This is a genomic window from Pseudoalteromonas sp. CNAT2-18.1, from assembly GCF_022347865.1.
GTDB classification, from domain to species: domain Bacteria; phylum Pseudomonadota; class Gammaproteobacteria; order Enterobacterales; family Alteromonadaceae; genus Pseudoalteromonas; species Pseudoalteromonas ruthenica.
Genome location: NZ_JAKRFR010000002.1, coordinates 84236 through 100550, shown reverse-complemented (window position 1 = coordinate 100550; position 16315 = coordinate 84236). Strand labels below are relative to the sequence as shown.

The window sequence follows — 16315 nt, the reverse complement described above, 5'->3', positions numbered from 1 at the left end:
GAATTAGCACACAGGAGCGTGCCAATGCGATTGATTGCTTTCAGCCTTTTTTGTGCCGGCTTACTTGCTTGCTCAGTGACGCTGCTTGGTGATTTTGGGCAACATCGCCCACTTATCTCTGATTTAGTGACCCAATCTCAAACCCTATCCCCGCAAGTGAAGGGGAAGCTTGCTTTGGGCGGCTCTGAGCTGGCCAATGTCGAAATTACCCGCACCTTATCGGTGGGCGATCAGCAATTCGTTAGCCGCGCGAAAACAGACAGCAGCGGACACTTTTACTTTGCCCCCATGACCACAGAGCACCCTGTTTTTGGCGAGCCTCCGGAGCGCTTATGGCAGGACATCAGTGTGCGCTACCAAGGCCAACAGTACGTGTTATGGTACACCGCCATTGACCATGAATTAGACAACTTCGTGCTTCAAGAAACCCTATCGCAGTTGCAGTGTAATTTGCTCTCCGCTGAAAATGAGTTCAACATCAGCGATAAGCGCCGCCCTAGCCTGCCCGTGAATGTCTACTCGATATGTGATTTACATGTGCAAAAATCGGCACAAAAAAAAGCCGCTGTTATCAGCGGCTAAGTCGGGGTCTAATCAGAGTTCAAGCAACACATACGTCATTACTTGCCACTCATAGTAAAGCGCCAAAATTGCAAATTCATGACAAGGGTCATATTTTTGCATTTTCTTCGCTCACCACCAAAAATATAGCGGCACTGCAAAGCTAGCGCAGCCTTTTTAGTAAAGTTCAGCCAACATATCATCAGTGTATGGCGTGAGTGGTTTTTGCGCTTTCACTTTGGCGACCAAATCAGGGTTAGCAATAAAAGGACGACCTAAGGCTAGTAAATCGAACTCTTCATTACTGATTGCCTCAGCGCCTTGCTCCGGCGTATAACTGCCAACACCTACCAAGTTCCCGTTATAATGTTTACGTAGATATTGCGAGGCACTGCCGTTGCCACCAAGATAAGGGAAACGCATGCTGTCATCGAAAATACCCAAGTGCAGATACGCAAGATTTCGATGATTAAGCTGCTCCAGTAAATAATCGAACACGGCGGTATCTTGCTCATCGCCCTCATCGAGCAGGAAGTACGCCCCAGGGGATAACCGTAAACCCACTTTCGCAGCCCCCACACGCGCGACGACAGCGTCGACCACCTCAAGTGCAAAACGTGCGCGATTGGCAGCATTGCCGCCATAGTTGTCGTTGCGTTGGTTGCTACTGTGGTGCAGGAATTGATCAATCAGGTAGCCATTGGCACCATGGATCTCAACGCCGTCAAAACCAGCCTCTATCGCGTTTTCTGCCGCTTTAGCATAATCAGCCACAAGCTGTTCGATTTGCGCCTCACTCGCGGCTTTTGGTGTTTGGTAACTTAATTCACGCATGCGCGGCACAGTGCCTTCGATACCAATCGCACTGGCACCGAGCACATCTCCTGCAAAAAAGTGTGGATGAGCGACACGGCCAACATGCCATAGTTGGCAAAATATCTTGCCTCCTTGCTCATGCACTTGCTCAGTGACATTGCGCCAACCTTGTATTTGCTCACTGGTGAATATACCCGGGACATTCGGATAGCCCTGGGCATCAGGGCGAATAATCGTGGCTTCACTAATGATCAACCCAGCATCAGCGCGACGAGCATAATAGGCCGCCATTTTTTCCGTTGGTACGAGATTATCATCCGCCATACAGCGCGTAAGCGGCGCCATAAGAATACGATTTTTAAGAGTCAGTTCGTCATTTAATGCATAAGGTTGTAAAAGAAGATCGGTCATATAAAGCATATTTATTTTTTTGAATGTATATTCAACGTATGGATTGTTGAATGCTAATTCAAGTAAATATTGAAAATAAATGGTACCATGTTCGTTATCTTAGTTAGCAGCATCATGTCGTTTTTATGCGCAGCGCCGAATTTGACCGAGCCCACGTTTTACAACAAGCCATGCAAACCTTTATGGAGCATGGTTACAGCAAAGCCAGTATGCAAAAACTAACCCAAGCAACGGGGTTGCATCCAGGCTCTATCTATTGCGCATTTGGCAGTAAAAAAGGTCTGTTTATCGAGGCGGTGAGTCACTACCATCAGCAAAAACAACAAGCGTTCGACACCATTTTTAACGCCCAACGCCCGGTTGTTGATAGTTTGCGTGAATTTATCGCCAACACGGTCACTGAGTGCATGCAAAAGACCTGTGCGAAGGTATGTTTACTCACCCGCTCTTTAAATGAAATAGAAGGCCAAGACCCGGAAGTGGCCAATATTATTGCACAAAACCTCAAGCAATTAGAGCAGAACTTAGCTGCGCAAATTCGCCGCGCTCAGCACCAAGGTGAAGCCGTGAACCAAGATGACGCGATGAAGCTAGCGCGCTTTTTGGCCATGGGTATTTACGGCATGCGCACCTATGCGTTTACACAGCCAGACGAAGCCCTGTTAACACAAATGGGCGAACAACTTTTAGCCGCTATTATTGTTGATTAACTTGAAATTCATCGCTATCGCCCATAATACAGCTAATATTCCACATTCAGTGGGGGATGAAACACAATTGACCAAAGCTGACGGCGAAAACCTCTGCACGTAATTGGTTTTGGTGAAATGTGTACCTCTTCACACATTAATAATTAATAGAAGAGTACAATATGACAACACATATACGCTCCGCACTCATCGCCGAAGGCGGTGGACAAAAAGGCATTTTTACCGCCGGCGTACTCGATGCTTTCCTAGAAAAGAAATTTGCGCCCTTCGATTTAAAAGTCGGCGTTTCTGCAGGCGCCCAAAATCTCGCAGCTTACTGTGCTCGGGCACGCCAATATGCACAAACAGCGATTGAGCACCTCACCACAGAGCAACAGTTTTTTCGACCGGCCCGGTTTTTCACCGGTGGTAACGTCATTGACCTAGACTGGTATTTTCATCAAGTTGAGCACAACGGCAAGGTGCGCTTCCCCACTGAGCCTAATAACCTCACCCCAGAGAGTAATTTTTATGCGGTGGCTAGCCACTACGACTCGTTTGAGCCGCATTACTTACATACTTGGCATGAGAATATGTTTGCGCACCTAAAGGCCTCAAGCGCTATTCCATTTCTGTATCGCCCCGGCGTAAAAGTCGAAGGCCATGGCATGATGGATGGCGGCGTTGCCGACCCCCTGCCGGTGCGGTGGGCTCATGAAAAAGGCGCGAAAACCATTTGGGTGATCCGCACAGTTGAAGCTCATGATGATGGCAAGATGCCGGTGTTGGAGAGGCTTAAACCTATTATGAGGCGCATAAACCAATCGCCACGGATGTTTGAAATTTATCATCACTATCAACAGCGCTACGCCGAGGCTGTTGAGTTTATGAGGTCACCACCTGAAGGTGTTAACGTGGTTCAAATAGCCCCAACTCGGCCATTACAATCTATGGTGTTAGGCTCAAGCATCGAGACTTTAGAAGAGGACTATCGCCTCGGTTTTGAAGTTGGTTTAAAAGCAGTCAATCGTTGGAAAGAGCCCGAGCCACAATCTGAGGCAGTATAATAAGGCCTCGGGTTGCGCTGCTCAATGGTAAAGCTAAAACATGGTATTAGTATTTTTGGCTTGCTCAGGAATGGCTTGAATGACATCCCAGTGCTCAACAATTTTGCCATTTTCCACACGAAATATATCAACAATGGCACCGCCATTCGGCTGCGGCCAATGGTAACTTTTAACGTGTAATACCACCAAGTCGCCCTCAGCTATCACCCGCACTATTTCACCACTGGGTCCGGCGCTTTTATCTCGTTTAGGCAAGCTGCGCAATAACGCCCGCAGGCCTTCTTTACCATCTGCGACCATGGGGTTGTGTTGAATATAGCGCGGACCTAGGTACTTATCGATATGTGTCGCGTCTTCAGCTAGTACCACATCGGTATAAAAATCGATGACCAGTTGTTTGTTTTTGGTCAGTTGGCCTTCAGCCAGTGTACTGGTGCTGAATAAAATCATGAGTGTAATGAGTATTTGCTTCATCGCTGCCTCTTATGCTTAAAAAGTAACCCGCTCCATGTTGTAAAATGAGCCTACAGCGCTCGTTTTATGGGTTGGGGTTGCATGTTGCCAGCTTAGAATAAACTCAAAAACATCCGATGAGCAGTGAATTTCATTAACAGTAGTTTTAATTAATCTGAATGAAATTTATCGACAAAAACCTAGGTCTGAACGGCGTTTTTAATCATCGCCCTATTAAGTAGTGACAGCGCTAGCCATCACCACCTAAAACAGAGGAAGGTTGAACGGCTAGTCTGCTTGCGCAGTTAGCCACAGGTAATCATGCGGCTTAAAAAGTACATAAACAATGGCGAGCATAATTCGCGGACCACGTAAGTTTGAACCTCCGCTTAGCTGCGCCGTCCCTTCTGCTGGTACGTTAATACGCACTTTATTAGAGCGGCACCAGTCCACTTTTAAATAAACTTCTTTTTCGCCTGGTGGCACATCAAACTCAACACTTTCGCCATTACCAATTTTACCCAACGCCTTACCTTCACACATAACCGTGTACTTTCTAGCTCTATCTGCATAGCCACTATCACGACTAATTCGTAGTTTACTCATGGTTTTCCTTAACACCTTAACGGCGACAGTCATCAAAGCCGTGAGTGTAACAAAAATTGCCATGAATAACGTAAAATGCTTTTAGCTCAGTTATCTATACTTTTCTCTTGCCAAATTCCTGACTCTGTTTGCCCCTGTATCTTGACCTTTGCTACGCAAAATTCAGGAGCTTTACCCTGCTTACGCTGGCGGTGGTAGTCTGATGTAACGCGTTTAATTGTCGGCGTAAGCTGCACAATCGCGACGATATTGACCAATGTCATCAAGCCTAAGGCCATATCTGCTAAACTCCATACTTGCTCAAGCTTGGCACTGGCTCCCCATAACATCATCGCTAGATAACTGAGCATGTACAGGCCTCTGCCCATACGATTATCCAGTGCAAAAAGGTGCAAGTTGCTCTCGGCATAGGCGAAGTTTGCCACCACTGAGGTAAATGCAAACAAGGTGATTGCCGCCGCAACAAAATACACACCGGCATCGGCCATATGCGCGGTCATGGCATCCTGGGTGAGGCGAATGCCCTCCATATCGCCGCTGATGGGGATATCCGCCAGTAATATAATCACCGCCGTGCAGCTGCATAGCACTATGGTGTCGAAAAACACCCCTAGCATTTGTATATACCCTTGTGTGGCTGGGTGATTCGGTGTTGGTGTTGCCGCACCCGCTGCGTGGGGAACACTCCCGGCTCCAGCCTCATTGGAATAAAGGCCGCGCTGAATGCCATTTTTAATCGCCGCTCCGAGCGCCCCAGCTCCCGCTTCTTGCAGGCCGAACGCACTGTGCAAAATATCATTGAGCATCGCCGGCACCCGTTCAAAACTGACCATCGTCACTACCACTGCGCTAAACACAAAAACTAACCCCATTAGCGGCACCACCCGCTCTGCGAAACGGGCAATGGCCTTAAAGCCGCCGGCGATGATACTGCCTGTGACTAAGGTGATAACCAAACCGGTATAAAATCGGTCCACGCCAAAGGCATGATGCAACGCATCGGTGATAGTGTTGGTTTGCATGGCACTAAAGCTAAAGCCATAACCGAGAAACAAACACAGCGCAAAGGCAATGGCTAGCCATTTTTGCCCCAACCCCATTTGAATGTAGTACGCAGGGCCGCCGCGAAACTCGCCTTGGCTATCACGTACTTTATATACTTGTCCTAGTACGCTTTCGGCAAAACCGGTGGCCATACCGAGTATGGCAATCACCCACATCCAAAACACGGCACCACTGCCGCCCAAAGAAATAGCCACTGCCACCCCGGCGAGGTTGCCAGTGCCGACACGAGCACTTAGGCCGGTGCACAGCGCTTGAAATGAGCTTATCTGGTTTTTGTGAGCGTGTGTGCTGGTTCTTAATAGCGCAAACATATGGGTAAAATGAGTGAGCTGAATCCCTCTGAGCGAAATCGAAAACCACACACCAGCAAAGAGCAGTAAATAAATAAGGATCTGCCCTTCTCCCCACAACAGCGCATTTACGCTGGCTATCAATGACTCTAGCAATGCTCACTCCAAGTGCTTGTAAAACTGCTTGTTTATGTCACTTTATACTAGGCTATGGAGATAAAAATGCGACTTTAGGCGGGATATAATCTAGGAGGCTAAGCCTCCTAGAAAGAGAGTAACGCTAAGGTTGAGCGAGTTGACGTTTTACCTCATCACTGTCTTGGTTGGTGTAGTTTTCGGCGCTAAGCCCTAACCAATGCGGCACGGTGGCACTGATGAACACCGATGACCAAGTGCCCACCAGCACACCCACAAACAAGGTGATGGCAAACCCTTGCAGAGGCGGCCCTGCCAACGCCCAGATACTGATAATCGTCGCCAGTGTGGTCATTGAGGTAATAAGTGTACGACTCATGGATGCGGCAATGGCGATATTGATACTCACCGCCACCGACTGTGCGGGCTTTGCGCGGACAACCTCACGCACCTTATCACCGATAACAATGGAGTCATTGAGCGAATAGCCAATGATGGCAAGGATGGCAGCTAACACGGTTAAGGTGAAAGGAATGTCAAAAAGCACCAGCACCGCCAGCGTCAGTGCAACGTCATGCACCAACGCCAAGGTGGCCGACAGCGCTAAACGCCATTCAAAGCGACAGACTAAATACAGCATCACCGCTAGGGTTGCGAATAACAACGCCATCAGCCCCTGGTCGATGAGCTCGTCACCGGCCTGTGCACCTAAAAAGCTGCTATCCAGTAGCACCAATGCGTTGTCACTGACCCAGGTATCGAGCCACTTGGGGTTGCTCTGCCCTTCGCTCGGTGGTTGAAATAATTGGTATTGATTATCACTGTGTGCACTTAATTGAAAATCGCCACTCAGTAAGCCCTCTAATTGGTGTTGTAGTTGCTGTTGAGTGAGCGCCTCTGGCGCCTGAAATTGATGCACATAACCGCCAGTAAAATCTTGGCCAAGCGGTACTCCTTTGATGGCAATCACAGTGCCGGCGAGTACCAGCATAAGCATACTGATCGCCATTCCCAGATGGCGTAATCGTGTTAAATAATTAGCCATGACGCACCTCCTTCGCCGCTGCGAACAACCAGTGTGACAAGTAAGAAGACACCAATACACCGCTAAATACACTGGTGAGAATGCCCAGCGCTAACGTAATGGCAAAGCCTTTAACTGGGCCATAGCCCACACCGATAAGCACTAAGGCACTGATAAATGTCGTTAAGTTGGCATCAATAATACTGCTCATCGCGCCTTGATAGCCACGTTTAAGAGCTTGTAAGCGGGTTCTGCCTAAGCGCAGTTCCTCCTTGATACGCTCAAATATAATGACGTTGGTATCCACCGCCATGCCAATAGTCAGCACCAAACCGGCAATCCCAGGTAGCGTTAATACCACGCCGGGTAGCAGTGACATTAGCCCCACCAAAGCAATTAGGTTAATTGCTAATGCAAGGTTGGCGACAACCCCTAAACGCCGGTACCACAGCAACATAAACGACAATGTTAGCGCTAAGCCCAATAACAAAGCGTTAAAACCGTTCTCTATGTTTTGCTTACCGAGGCTGGGAGTCATGGTTTGCTCTTTGACTATGGTAATGGGTGCTTCTAATGAGCCTGCGCGCAATACTAAGGCTAAGTCTTGAGCTCGTTGCCAGGTACCCAGCCCAGTAATACTAAAACGCGTTCCCAATGCTTCGTTAATGGTCGCCACAGATATCACCTGCTCGCGCATTCGCACCTCACCTTGGGCATCCGCTACATATTCACTGTACAAGGTAGCCATGGGTTGACCTATGTGCGCACGCGAGAACCGATTAATTTTGTCTCCCCCTGCTGAGGATAGTTGCAACTGTACCATCGGCTGCCCCATTTCATCTCGACCGGCTTGAGCACCGGTGATATCTGCACCCGTGAATATTGCTTTACTCTCTATGGCAATGCTGTGCCCTTGCTCAGTGCGCACCCGCTTACCGCCAATTTCTTGCAGGCCGTGAAAAGAAAGCTGTGCAGTGGCACCAATAATACGCTTTGCTTCACTGGGGTCTTGCACACCGGGTAGCTCAATACGAATAGCCCGCTCGCCTTGGCGTTGCACCACAGCTTCGGTTATGCCTAGCTCCTCGATGCGCGAGCGCAAAGTAGCCAACGCTTGTGTCATATCTGCCTTAGCAAATTGCTGTTGCTGCGCATCCAGGTAGCGTAAGGATACTATTTCTAAGCTGCCTTGATGGGCGCTACCGATATCCAGTTTTGGATAGGCCGCCTGCAACTTATCAGCCAATTGCTGTAAGTGTGCTTGGTTAGCTGGCGCTGCCACTAAGCGTACTTCGTTATTTTGCGGCGAGTGTATTTTTATGCCCCGTAAACGCGCTTTAACTCTCAGCGTATTGGCCTCTTCGGCAATGCTCTTTAACCGTGTGGCGAGTGCTTGGTCAGTATCCACTTGCAATACGAATAGCACCCCTCCCCCTAAGTCCAGACCGAGCTTCATCGGTGCTAATCCCAAACTTTGAAGCCACTGTGGTGTGCTGCTTTGGCTGACAACTTTGACCTGCTCATGCCCATGCTCACGCAATATACGTGCGGCTTCGGCACTGCGTGCGGGATCCGTTAAACGGATATCAAAGCGTTGCTCGCCAGCATCATAGTGCGCCTTTGCGAGGGTAAAACCAGCCTCTGTCAACTCTGCTTTAATATTAACGGTATCGCTGTGGGTGGGCACAGACGCCACATGCACTGCAGCATGATCAGGGTAGATATTGGGAAGCGCACTAAGAAAAAGTACTAAAATAACACTAATAACGGTAAATAAGCGCAGCTGTCTGCTCAGCGCCGACGCGCCTTTGACTCGCTCTTGCGAGTGAGGTTGTTGTCTCATTGTGAGTCCTTTTCGCTTGCTCAGCAAGCGTGTTAAATCTTGATTTCGGTATTAATAGAACGAAGGTTGATTTAACTCAGGACTCGTAGTGAAGTCGGCTACGATAAATTAAGTTCGCGGCCTGACAGTGATTGATAAGGCCACATTTTTTCTGCTCCCTGGCGATATACCAAGGCTTAAAATGGCTGGCGGGTGGCGCCTTAAAGCGCTGTTTAAACGGCGCAGTGTGTTGCGCCAATGTGTATGCCAGCAAGTAAAGTGGTTGTTGCTCCGGGTGTAAAAAATAGCTGGGGTGAGTACGCATAGCGCGCTCTGGCAATTGCGCGGGGTGCGGTGCTGGGCGCTGGTGCTCTGAGGCGCCATCGGCGCTGACATCATCAAAACTGCACTGCATGGGTTCTTGCACCATCAACGAGCAGAGCGGTGATTCGGCTGCTGTGGTATGGGTATGGGCAAGCGCGGATGCACTGCTCAAAAGCAGCGTCATTAACACGATGACCATAATTATACCGTTGCGCATGGGTGCCTTGTACTTATATTTATGCTCGGCCAGTTGCCGATATTGAATGCCTCTTAGAGATAGGGTTGATTTTATCTATTTCAATCCCAGAGATTAAATAACCTTAAAAAGTGAACCACAAACGCTATATAGACGTTTGATTTAGGTACTAAAAATAATTGCTCTAAATAGTTCGACCTTGCTCTTAAGCAAAATCGAATCATGCCAATGGAGGCCCAATGAGTAGCACAACTTTTGACGACGCAGTGACACGATTAAAACGCATCGGGGATGCCATCCAGTGCTCACAACAAGTTCTCAACACGCTCAGTCACGCGCAGGCAATGATGCACGTGAACGTTGAAGTGCGTATGGATGATGGCCATGTTCAGTATTTCCCTGGCTACCGTTGCCAGCACAACAATGTGCTCGGCCCGACCAAAGGCGGTATTCGCTTCCACCCCGAAGTTGACAGCGAAGAAGTACAAGCCCTAGCGCTGTGGATGACGCTCAAATGCGCTGTCGTCGATATTCCATTTGGAGGCGCTAAAGGCGGTGTGAGTGTCGACCCGAAAACCTTATCTCCTTTTGAACTTGAACGCTTATCACGCGCCTATGTGCGCTCTATGGCCGATTTTATTGGCCCTGAGCGTGATATTCCAGCACCTGATGTGTATACCAATGCCCTTATTATGGGCTGGATGATGGATGAGTATGAAAAAATTACCCGAGTTAAGAATCCCGGCGTGATCACCGGTAAACCATTGGCTCTCGGCGGCAGTATTGGCCGCGACGATGCCACTGGGCGCGGCGCTTACCTATGTATTAAAGAATTGGAAAAACGTGACAATCTCGACCCTCAGCAAACCACAGTGGCAGTGCAAGGCTTCGGCAACGGCGGTTATCATGTTGCCCGTTTACTCGCTAACGATGGCTATAAAGTGGTGGCCGTTAGTGACTCTAAAGGAGCTATTTATCGCCAAGAAGGTCTCAACGTTGATAGCGTCTATCAGCAAAAGCAAGAACATAAAGAGCTCAAAGCGGTCTATTGTGAAGGCTCAGTGTGTGAAAGTCAGGACTACGACACCCTCTCCAATGAGGAGCTGCTGCACTGCGATGTCGATATTTTAATTCCCGCTGCATTAGGCGGCGTGATCACCGCTGAGAATGCTGAGCAAGTCAAAGCACGGTATATCGTTGAGATAGCCAATGGCCCGGTGACCAGTGATGCCGACAGTATACTAAAACAACAGGGTGTCATTGTGATCCCTGATATTTTGGCCAACGCCGGTGGTGTGACTGTCAGCTACTTCGAGTGGGTACAAAACCGTTGCGGTTACCAATGGTCGCGAGAGCGGGTTGAGCAAGAGCTAGAGCAAGTGATGCGCCGTGCATTTGCGCGCGCTAACGAGCAAGTACAGCGCCAAGAACTCGATTTTCGCGATGCGGTCTATGCCGTCGCACTCAAGCGCCTCAGTGACGGTATTGAAGCACATGGCACGCCCGATTATTTTAATGGCGAGTGAACATCCGACAGGTAAGCTCGACTAACTGGTCGAGCTTTTCTTTTTCCACCGGCGGTTTCCACTTGATGAGCTGCTCCCAATATGCCAACTTTTTCATGCCCCCGTAGAACACGGCAGCAGCAATTTCGGCGGGCGTTTCACCCAAAGCACCTTGCTGCTGCGCCTCATAAAACCATGAGTGCAAACCTTGCTCAAAACTTTGAAACCGCTCTTGCAGCTTGGCCGCGCGCTTTTTCGAACGCAACGATTCAATCATAACAATGCGCGAAAGGGTCAGGTAGTCTTTGTCTTGTGTCAATCGTAAGCCGACATGGGCCTGTGCTTGCAATTGCTCTTTTATCGGGGTTTGCGCGCAAAAATGGTTTTCTTGCAGTGGACGAATACGCTCTATGAGTAGGTCCACCACACCATCAAATAAATGCTCTTTACTGGAGTAATATTTATACAACGTGCGCTTTGATACCTTTGCCTTGCCCGCCACCGCTTCCATAGTGGTACCTGCAAGGCCGTGTTGTGCAAATAATGCGATAGCAGCGGTGATCACCGCCTGCTGCTTATTACTACTCATATTCCGCCCCTCAACGATTTGCTGCGCAGTATAACGGAACCAATGATTATTCGCAGCAATAGTAAACGAAGATGTATACCTGAGATGAAAATAAGTATACACTTTCGTTTACTCAGTGCTAACACCCGTAATTAAATATGTAAAAATTTTCGGCTGTCATCTACACTGAGCGTTGGCGGTCGTGCCACGATTTGTGTCTTCAATGTTGTACTCATGCACAGCAATGCCGATACACTTGAGCGCATGACATGCACCAAAAAAAGCCTGCGCCCGCATAGAATAACCGCGAATTGTCACCTCGGTGTGGCTTGGCAACTCGCCTGCGAGAGCACGCTATAACAACGTCTGACCCATATCATTCAATTTGCAAAGGGAAACGCTTTACTCATGCGTCGTTATTCTATTACTACTGTATTACGTCCAGTTACACTGGTGTTCAGCTCTTTATTATTGTTAAGTGCCTGTGAGCAGCCAGCACAACAATCACAAGGGGGCATGCCTAATGCCCAAGTCGAAACCATTACCGCCAAAGCGGTGGATGCGCCTTTTATTATCTCTGTACCAGCCACGGTATCAGGCTCGAAAGAGGTGGAGATACGTGCTCGGGTCAGTGGCGTGCTGGAGTCTCGAAACTTCTCTGAAGGTCAAACGGTCGATGCCGGCCAATCCCTGTTCACTATTGATCTTGCCCCCTACCAGCTCGCTTATGAGCAAGCCCAAGCAGCTGTCAATGCCGCTCAAGCGCGGTTAGAGCAAGCGCAGCGAGAAACCAAGCGGCTGAAAAAATTACGCGAAGACAAATCAGTATCACAGCGCGATTATGATAACGCCATTTCCAGTGTTCAAATCGCCACCGCTGATTTACAGGCCAGCAAAGTGCAGCTCCGTGAGGCAAAATTAAACTTGGACTATGCCCAAGTCAAAGCTCCCGTTGCCGGGGTAATGGGCCGAGAGTTAGTCTCTGAGGGTACCTTCGTGCCAGGGCCCGAGTTACTGCTGACCTATATTACCGAATTAGACCCTGTCAGAGTGCGTTTTGGTCTTTCAGAACGTGAGCAACTTATGATGCGCCAGGCACAGAAAAAGGGCGAATTGAGCTTACCTGAAGACGGCCAATGGCAAACACGCCTACGTTTGCAAGATGGCAGTGAGTACCATCACGGTGGCGAGGTTAACTTTACTGATGTGCGCATCAATCCTAATACCGGCACCTCAGAGTTTCAGGCTATTGTGCCCAATCCTGAATTTAGTTTGCGCCCTGGTCAGTTCGTGCAAGTAGAGCTTATCGGCGCGGTGCGTAACAACACCTTCGTGGTGCCCCAACGTGCGGTATTGGATAATGGCACCGGCAAGTTTGTGTACGTTGTCGGCAAGAATGAACAAGGTGCCACCATCGCTCGCCCCGCTCCAGTGCAAGTGGGCGAATGGTATCGTAAACAAAACGGTGACAAGACTGAGAACTTATGGATTATTCGCAGCGGCATTAATGCCGGAGATGAAATTGTTGTCGAAGGCATGGCGCGCATTTTCTTCCCAGGTATGCCCATTACCGTGTCTAATCAGCAACAGCAGGGATAAGCAGCATTATGTTCTCTCGTTATTTTATTGATAGGCCGATTTTTGCTTTTGTGATCAGCATTGTCATTGTCCTTGCTGGTTTAGCTGCCATGCGTGCCTTACCCATAGCTCAGTATCCGGAAATTGCCCCTCCTGTAGTGCAAGTCACAGCCAGTTACCCTGGCGCTTCCGCCGAAGTTTTGGAGCAAACTGTGGCGGCGCCGATCGAAAATGCCATTACCGGTGTTGAGGGCATGATGTATATGTCTTCAACCTCCAGCAGCGCCGGCGCAACCACCATCGAGGTGACCTTTGAAATCGGCACTGATGTCGACCAAGCCGCTGTGGATGTGAACAACCGCGTGAAACAGGTTGAGGCTCGCTTACCAGAGGAGACTCGACGGCAAGGCGTGGTGGTGCAAAAGGGCTCGTCGAGCTTTTTGCAAGTGCACGCGTTTTACTCCCCTGATGGATCACGCTCATCATTGTGGACGTCGAACTATGTCACCCTCAACATTCTCGATCGTATTAAACGCATCCCTGGCACTACCAATGTACAAATATTTGGCGCTAAAGATTACGCCATGCGAATCTGGTTACGCCCTGACTTAATGAGCCAATTGGGCGTCACCGTGGATGAAGTGGCCAATGCGATTCGGGTGCAAAACTCGCAATATGCGGCGGGTAAAATTGGTGCGACCCCGACTTCCAAGTCACCGCAATCTTTGGTTTATAGTGTCACCGCTCGCGGGCGCATGTCTGAGCCACAAGAATTCGAGAATATTATTGTCCGCTCGAATCCCGACGGCAGCAGCCTGCGCCTTAAAGACGTTGCGCGAGTTGAGCTCGGCTCCAAGGATTACAACTTTAACGGCACCGTCAATGGCAAAGAAGCGGTGCTGTTGGGGATATTTCTGCAGCCCGGCGCAAACGCGCTGGACGTAGCGAAAGAAGTCAATGGCGTGATGGCTGAGTTCAAACCACAGTTCCCTATGGGTCTTGAGCATGTGGTCTCTTACGATACCACCCGCTTTGTCGAGGTGTCCATTCGTGAGGTGGTAAAAACTCTGGCCGAGGCCATGCTATTGGTATTTCTGGTGGTGTTCTTATTTTTACAGAACTGGCGTGCCACACTTATCCCTACGTTAGCGGTCCCGGTCTCGTTATTAGGCACCTTTGCTGGCATGTATATGTTGGGTTATTCCATCAATACGCTAACGCTATTTGGCATGGTGTTATCTATAGGTATTGTGGTTGATGACGCCATCGTGGTGCTTGAAAATGTTGAGCGCATCATGCACGAAGAGCATGTCAGTGCTCACGAAGCAGCTATCAAGGCGATGCGAGAGGTTTCTGGGCCAGTGGTAGCCATTGTTTTGGTGCTGTGTTCAGTGTTCGTGCCGATTGCTTTTCTGGGTGGGCTAACCGGTGAACTTTTCCGCCAATTTGCGATTACCATCTCTATCTCTGTGAGTCTCTCTGGTGTGGTGGCGTTAACCATGACTCCGGCGCTGTGTGTGATGATTTTAAAGCATGAGCATAAACAAACAGCTGGTTTCTTCATTTGGTTTAATAAGTTCTTCAGCGCGGTGACCCATAAATATGTGGGCGCGGTAGGGTTTATGGTGCGTCGTGGCGTGCTTGGGCTGGTGTTAATGATAGCCATGGTCAGCGCAACCGTTAGCATTTGGCAAAAAACGCCGAGCTCCTTGGTGCCCGATGAAGATCAAGGCTTCTACATTGCCGCTGTTTTTCTACCGGATGGTTCATCACTAGAGCGCACCGCAGCGGTGGTTGACGAAGTAGTCGCGGCGGTTAAGTCCAACCCCGCCAACGAAAATGTCGCCGCTTTTACTGGCTTTGACTTTATCGGGGGCGGCTATAAAAACTCCGCCGCAACCTTATTTGTTACACAAACCCATTGGGATGACCGCGAGGTCGATACCAAGGCCTTAGTGGCAGAGTTGTTTGGCAAAACCGCACACATCAATGAAGCCTTAGTGCTGGCTTTTAACCCCCCGGCTATCTTCGGCTTAGGCACTACCGGTGGTTTTGAGTTTTACATTCAAAATAAAGGCGCAGGTGGCCCAGAAAAGCTTCAACAAGCCATGCAGCTGGTTATGAATGAAGCACAAAAAAGCCCGATTGTCGGCAGCGTGCAAACCTTGTGGCGCCCCGACGCTCCACAGCTAAAAGTGGATATAGACCGGGAGCAAGCGCGAGCTATGGGAGTCAATATTAATGATGCTTTCAATACGCTGGCCGGTACGCTGGGTACTTACTATGTTAATGACTTCAATAAGTTTGGACGTGCATGGCAAGTATTGATGTCTGCTGATGCCGAATATCGTATGCAGCCGCAAGACATAGGCCGAATCTACGTCAAGAGTCACTCTGGTGACATGGTCCCGATGTCGGCTTTCACCACGGTGGAATTTACCCGGGGGCCGGACAGCTTGAGTCGTTATAATAATTTACCCGCCGTAAAGTTGCTCGGTGAAGCTGCGCCAGGTTACAGCTCCGGGCAAGCGATTGCCGAAATCGAACGTATTGCCGAGCAAGTGCTGCCAGCGGGTATGACCTATGACTGGACCGGCACCGCGTTTCAAGAAAAACGCAGTTCTGGCACCACCGGATTAGCATTAGGATTAGCGGTGATCATGGTGTTTTTGATTCTTGCAGCCTTATACGAGCGTTGGTCACTGCCCTTATCGGTGATGCTGGCTTTGCCTTTTGGTACCTTTGGCGCACTGATTTCAATTTGGGTGGCAGGGCTCACAAATGATGTCTACTTCCAAATTGGTCTGGTCACCCTACTGGGCTTAGCGGGTAAAAACGCCATTTTGATTGTTGAGTATGCCTTGCTCAAACATCAACAAGGTTGGAGCGCTGCCGCCGCCGCATTAGAAGCAGCCCGGCTGCGTTTTCGCCCCATAATTATGACCTCACTGGCCTTTATTCTCGGCGTTGTGCCCTTAGTGTTGAGCTCCGGTGCTGGCGCCGGTGCCCGCCACAGTGTGGGAACCGGGGTGATGGGCGGGATGATGGCCGCGACCTTCCTAGCCGTGTTCTTTGTCCCACTGTTCTTCTATTGGCTTACTGAGCGCCGAATTGGTGAAAAACGCTCACGCCAAACGCTGAGCGAGGAAATCGCAGCGCAACATAAAAAGGAGCAGGTAGAAACTGACGAAGGTCTACTTTAGCC

The 16315-nt window shown here is 49.4% G+C and carries 14 protein-coding genes; 6 read left to right on the top strand and 8 right to left on the bottom strand.

Features of this window, described 5'->3' with window-relative positions; translation table 11 throughout:
- Positions 1 to 24: 24 nt before the first annotated feature.
- Positions 25 to 582 carry a DUF6795 domain-containing protein gene (locus MHM94_RS03860; RefSeq protein ID WP_022943770.1) on the top strand — a complete coding sequence of 186 codons (558 nt, stop codon included), beginning with the start codon at positions 25 to 27 and terminating at the stop codon, positions 580 to 582.
- Positions 583 to 738: 156 nt separating this feature from the next.
- On the opposite strand, the gene MHM94_RS03855 is transcribed toward MHM94_RS03860, so the two are convergent.
- On the bottom strand, positions 739 to 1788 hold the full coding sequence (locus MHM94_RS03855) for an alkene reductase (RefSeq protein ID WP_235419096.1): 1050 nt from the start codon (positions 1786 to 1788) through the stop codon (positions 739 to 741).
- A gap of 125 nt (positions 1789 to 1913) precedes the next feature.
- Here MHM94_RS03855 and MHM94_RS03850 point away from each other — a divergent pair, with 125 nt between their 5' ends.
- Together MHM94_RS03850 and MHM94_RS03845 are read left to right on the top strand one after the other, a co-directional pair.
- Complete coding sequence (locus MHM94_RS03850) at positions 1914 to 2498, top strand: TetR/AcrR family transcriptional regulator (protein WP_235419097.1); 585 nt, start codon at positions 1914 to 1916, stop codon at positions 2496 to 2498.
- A gap of 161 nt (positions 2499 to 2659) precedes the next feature.
- Positions 2660 to 3544, top strand: a complete 885-nt coding sequence (locus tag MHM94_RS03845) for a patatin family protein (protein ID WP_138590220.1) — start codon at positions 2660 to 2662, stop codon at positions 3542 to 3544.
- Between the two features lie 33 nt (positions 3545 to 3577).
- On the opposite strand, the gene MHM94_RS03840 is transcribed toward MHM94_RS03845, so the two are convergent.
- The 6 genes from MHM94_RS03840 to MHM94_RS03815 form a co-directional block, all read right to left on the bottom strand.
- Positions 3578 to 4018: a nuclear transport factor 2 family protein gene (locus tag MHM94_RS03840; RefSeq protein ID WP_138590222.1), complete on the bottom strand. Its 441-nt coding sequence runs from the start codon at positions 4016 to 4018 to the stop codon at positions 3578 to 3580.
- A gap of 267 nt (positions 4019 to 4285) precedes the next feature.
- Positions 4286 to 4603 carry a hypothetical protein gene (locus MHM94_RS03835; RefSeq protein ID WP_235419098.1) on the bottom strand — a complete coding sequence of 106 codons (318 nt, stop codon included), beginning with the start codon at positions 4601 to 4603 and terminating at the stop codon, positions 4286 to 4288.
- Between the two features lie 86 nt (positions 4604 to 4689).
- Entirely contained in the window at positions 4690 to 6114 is a 1425-nt protein-coding gene (locus MHM94_RS03830; RefSeq protein WP_235419099.1) for an alanine/glycine:cation symporter family protein, read from the bottom strand.
- A gap of 124 nt (positions 6115 to 6238) precedes the next feature.
- Positions 6239 to 7138, bottom strand: a complete 900-nt coding sequence (gene secF, locus MHM94_RS03825) for a protein translocase subunit SecF (RefSeq protein WP_235419100.1) — start codon at positions 7136 to 7138, stop codon at positions 6239 to 6241.
- Positions 7131 to 8960 carry a protein translocase subunit SecD gene (gene secD, locus MHM94_RS03820; RefSeq protein ID WP_235419101.1) on the bottom strand — a complete coding sequence of 610 codons (1830 nt, stop codon included), beginning with the start codon at positions 8958 to 8960 and terminating at the stop codon, positions 7131 to 7133. The genes secF and secD overlap by 8 nt, the downstream gene beginning before the upstream one ends.
- A 76-nt stretch (positions 8961 to 9036) precedes the next feature.
- Entirely contained in the window at positions 9037 to 9462 is a 426-nt protein-coding gene (locus MHM94_RS03815; protein ID WP_235419102.1) for a hypothetical protein, read from the bottom strand.
- Between the two features lie 236 nt (positions 9463 to 9698).
- Between MHM94_RS03815 and MHM94_RS03810 the strand changes: the two genes are divergently transcribed.
- Positions 9699 to 10985 (top strand): Glu/Leu/Phe/Val dehydrogenase, encoded by a 1287-nt coding sequence (locus tag MHM94_RS03810; protein WP_235419103.1) that lies wholly within the window; start codon positions 9699 to 9701, stop codon positions 10983 to 10985.
- Here MHM94_RS03810 and MHM94_RS03805 read toward each other — a convergent pair.
- The gene (locus MHM94_RS03805) at positions 10972 to 11553 is read right to left on the bottom strand and encodes a TetR/AcrR family transcriptional regulator (protein WP_022943758.1); all 582 of its coding nucleotides are present in this window, start codon (positions 11551 to 11553) and stop codon (positions 10972 to 10974) included. The genes MHM94_RS03810 and MHM94_RS03805 overlap by 14 nt on opposite strands.
- Positions 11554 to 11940: 387 nt before the next feature.
- Here MHM94_RS03805 and MHM94_RS03800 point away from each other — a divergent pair, with 387 nt between their 5' ends.
- Together MHM94_RS03800 and MHM94_RS03795 are read left to right on the top strand one after the other, a co-directional pair.
- Positions 11941 to 13131 (top strand): efflux RND transporter periplasmic adaptor subunit, encoded by a 1191-nt coding sequence (locus tag MHM94_RS03800; protein WP_045978677.1) that lies wholly within the window; start codon positions 11941 to 11943, stop codon positions 13129 to 13131.
- An 8-nt stretch (positions 13132 to 13139) separates the two neighbouring features.
- The gene (locus tag MHM94_RS03795; protein ID WP_235419104.1) at positions 13140 to 16313 is read left to right on the top strand and encodes a multidrug efflux RND transporter permease subunit; all 3174 of its coding nucleotides are present in this window, start codon (positions 13140 to 13142) and stop codon (positions 16311 to 16313) included.
- The last annotated feature ends 2 nt before the right edge of the window (positions 16314 to 16315 follow it).